Annotated in this window: 4 protein-coding genes; all 4 read left to right on the top strand. The window is 56.9% G+C overall.

The window, feature by feature from the left end; genetic code table 11:
* Nucleotides 1-692 precede the first annotated feature (692 nt).
* The 4 genes from VA603_RS10045 (at nucleotide 693) to VA603_RS19540 (ending at nucleotide 2,072) form a co-directional block, all read left to right on the top strand.
* On the top strand, nucleotides 693-968 hold the full coding sequence (locus VA603_RS10045) for a hypothetical protein (protein ID WP_323438722.1): 276 nt from the start codon (nucleotides 693-695) through the stop codon (nucleotides 966-968).
* A gap of 54 nt (nucleotides 969-1,022) precedes the next feature.
* On the top strand, nucleotides 1,023-1,310 hold the full coding sequence (locus VA603_RS10040) for a hypothetical protein (RefSeq protein WP_323438721.1): 288 nt from the start codon (nucleotides 1,023-1,025) through the stop codon (nucleotides 1,308-1,310).
* A 59-nt stretch (nucleotides 1,311-1,369) separates the two neighbouring features.
* The gene (locus VA603_RS10035) at nucleotides 1,370-1,681 is read left to right on the top strand and encodes a DUF5076 domain-containing protein (protein WP_132862396.1); all 312 of its coding nucleotides are present in this window, start codon (nucleotides 1,370-1,372) and stop codon (nucleotides 1,679-1,681) included.
* 67 nt (nucleotides 1,682-1,748) lie between these two features.
* A complete protein-coding gene (locus tag VA603_RS19540) occupies nucleotides 1,749-2,072 on the top strand; it encodes an energy transducer TonB (protein ID WP_425603687.1) in 324 nt (107 codons plus the stop codon).
* Nucleotides 2,073-3,047: the final 975 nt, after the last annotated feature.

The following is a 3,047-nucleotide window of genomic DNA, read 5'->3' as shown; positions in this document are numbered from 1 at the left end:
TCAACCGCCTGCTCGCACAAGCGTCTCGCTCAAGCTGGCAGGAGGTTGCCCAAACTCTCAATCACGAGTTGCAGTGGGAGTTCGATGGATACCGTCCATATGGCGGCTAACAATTCGTTCAAGGCGAAGCCGCTTCGCGCTTGCCTTAACTCTGGCGTTATGGCTCACATGAACATCTTCGCTCTCTTTGCGCTTGCGCTATATCCTCTCACGGTTGCCGCCGAGCTGCGATGCCCGGAATTGCCTCCAAGTGCTCGAGTTCACTGGGAAGGCCACTATGGACCGGGTGATGAGGTTGTATGCCTCGCCGTGGAGGCAGATGGCACTTCTGCGTTCATTCTATTTCGCGGAAGCACACCACCTCTCGTGTCAGAGGACCTAACCCGAGCGGAAGTTGGCATGGCCTTTGGGCGGCCCGTAAGGTGGTATGAGCAAGGTTCCGACCGTGACTACCAAGCAGAGCTTTTCCTTGACGCGAGTCCCCACAGCAGCATCCGCGTGTTCGTCCCACGGAATCCAGCCGGCACGTTTCTAGAGCGCGTCAAGCTTGTCGGCGCTCTCTCAAGTTGGCCAAAAAGTGCCCCCTAACAATTCATTCAAGCCGAAGCCGCTTCGCGGGTTAGCTTATTTCCAGAATTGGGCATCGCATAAGCGTTCCCGCGACACAACAGACCAACTTACCGTCAGCCTATATGACCCATTTGTATCGCTACATACCAATCTGGCGTCGCGTACAGAGCGGCGCAGTTCTTTATCGTGTCTTTGAGGTCATCGGCAGTGGATTCACTGTTCAAAGCAAGGACTTCTTCCACGCGGACGCACCGACTGGTGCCGCGGCATCGTTGGAAGCACAATTCCTGGAACTGTTGATAGAGCAGGATCCACATCCCCGGTTCGGGGCTTCACCAACGATTGAGGCGGCTGTTTTGGCATTCGACCAGCACTTTGAGTCTGCGGCCGATGCCTAGCAGTTCATTCAAGCCGATACCGCTTCGCGGGTCGGCTTAACTCCAGAGTTAGGCATGAAGGACAGATCTGTGCGCGTTGACTTAGCCCTCTTTGACGGCGACGAACTAATGACCCGTAGCAGTTTCCGCGTCAGTGTCGCCGAGCTCGCAAGTTATTCCCCTCTGTTCAAAGTCACTCACAAGCTGGGGCAGGAGGCGGCGGATGTTGTTCTTTCAGAGTTCCCGACACATGTTGACCTCAAAACAATCGTCCTTAAGATGCCAATCCATGAGTCCTCTGATTGGGAGTCAATCGACATGGGTAGGTACTCACTGGCATTCTGGTGCCGGCTTGATGCCTAACAGTTCATTCAAGTCGATCCCACTCCGCGCGCCAGCTTAATCCCGGAGTTAGACCCACTATGAAGCCACTAGTAATCCCACCTGCAGCGCAACGTGACGACAAAGCGATCCAGATGCTCAGTGCTTGGATTGCTGAGCATGGCCAGCACTGCACGATCAAGGTGGGGCTTTGGCAGGACAACGGGCGTGATGAGGCCCCTGCATGGGGTATTTTCCTCGCAGATACCATTCGACACATCGCTAATGCGCTTCAAGAGCAGTATGGGCAGCCTGCATCTGACACCATTTCCGCAATCATGGAATCGCTCCATGATGAGCTGAGCGATCCAACTTCTGATGCCAAAGGCTCCTTTAGCCATGGCCATGGGTAACCGGCCTGACAGCTCATTCAAACCGACGTCGCTTCGCGGCGCGGCTCAATTCAGGCGTTAGGCGGCTATGAACTTCCACTGGCTGCTCCTTTCACTGGCAACGGCGGGCGCTACCACGCCCCACAACTCATGCATGTCGTCAGACCCAGAGCTCGTCTATTGCCCGGCGCCAGAAGCACCTCGTATTGCAGAGCTGCGTGGTGGCACAGTTACACTGGAGCTGCAGATCGATCCGGACGGTTCAGTTCGTTCCTCCACGGTACTTTCATCATCTGGCCACTCAGCTTGGCCTAGTGCCGCACAATCCGCGGTGGCAAAGTGGCGCTATTCGGCGGATTCGGCTTCTCGTACACGAAAGGTTCCATTCGACTTCCAGTTTGGCAGCCCGTAGCCGCCTGACAGTTCATTCATGCCGACGCCGCTTGGCGGGGCGCGGCTTAGTTCAAGAGTTGGTGCGCTATGAGAGGTGCTGTCACGCTTCTGCTTGTCTCGCTCATTTCTTGCTCTGGCGCCCCTATGCCCGAGTCCGTCTGTAACGTTGCGCGCGCTCCGGATCGCTTCCTGGGAACTCCTCTCACAGTTTCAGGGACGGCCAAGATGTCCCGCCATGGGACCACGCTCTCCGACCCAGCTTGCCCAAATTTGGGCCTTGGCCTTGAGGGCAACGGAGGTAGCTCTGATTTTTCGGGCGCGCTTTGGGGTACTCTCGCGCCAAATCGAGGCGGCATTCGGGTCAAGGTCACGGGGCAACTCACTCGCAGCTCCGGATCGCCTTCCTATGTGTTCCACGTTGCAACGGGCGTTGTCGAGTGACTGATACGCGCCCTAGCACTTCCTCCAAGCCGAAGCCGCTTCGCGGCTCGGCTTAACTCTGGCGTTAGGCGGCAATGGTAGCTCTCAAGTTCGTGATGGTCTTTCTTCTAAGCAGCTTGTCTAGCGCTTGCTTCGCCGGCTCCCAATCTGTTGCGTCTAGGCAGCCATGGTCCCCGCACTGTTCGGCCACTGGCATTCCCGCCCGCAACGCGGACGAGGCTGCCTACCTAGAAGCTGCAGCAGCTCGCTGCGAGGCCAAAGACGCGTGTGTTCTCGCTTGTAGTCGCTCCGGCTGCGCTGATGGTATTGCCGGTAACTGCGCCCACGTATGCTTTCGTGGCCTTCCCGAAGACCTTGCCAAGCGGGCAGACTATTGGGCGCAGCGTCCGTCGTGTCGGTTGCCGCCTAACAATTCATTCAAGCCGAAGCCGCTTCGCGGCTCAGCTTAATCCTAGCGTTAGGGCTCACATGGAAGTAATCATGCAACCTGTAGCCAATTATCTTGGCGACCGCATCATCAAGGTCAATCACGCCGGCGAGCATGGCGCCATAG

The sequence above is a fragment of the Stenotrophomonas capsici genome, assembly GCF_034961085.1.
Classification (GTDB): Bacteria; Pseudomonadota; Gammaproteobacteria; order Xanthomonadales; family Xanthomonadaceae; genus Stenotrophomonas; species Stenotrophomonas capsici.
The sequence above is the reverse complement of the archived record's forward strand: the minus strand, read 5'-3'. Positions and strand labels throughout refer to the sequence as shown.

What these genes read in the sequence shown, in the direction of transcription:
- VA603_RS10040 (WP_323438721.1), top strand. Translation starts at nt 1,023, where the DNA reads ATGAAGGACAGATCTGTGCGCGTTGACTTAGCCCTCTTTGACGGCGAC.
- VA603_RS10035 (WP_132862396.1), top strand. Translation starts at nt 1,370, where the DNA reads ATGAAGCCACTAGTAATCCCACCTGCAGCGCAACGTGACGACAAAGCG.
- VA603_RS19540 (WP_425603687.1), top strand. Translation starts at nt 1,749, where the DNA reads ATGAACTTCCACTGGCTGCTCCTTTCACTGGCAACGGCGGGCGCTACC.
- VA603_RS10045 (WP_323438722.1), top strand. Translation starts at nt 693, where the DNA reads ATGACCCATTTGTATCGCTACATACCAATCTGGCGTCGCGTACAGAGC.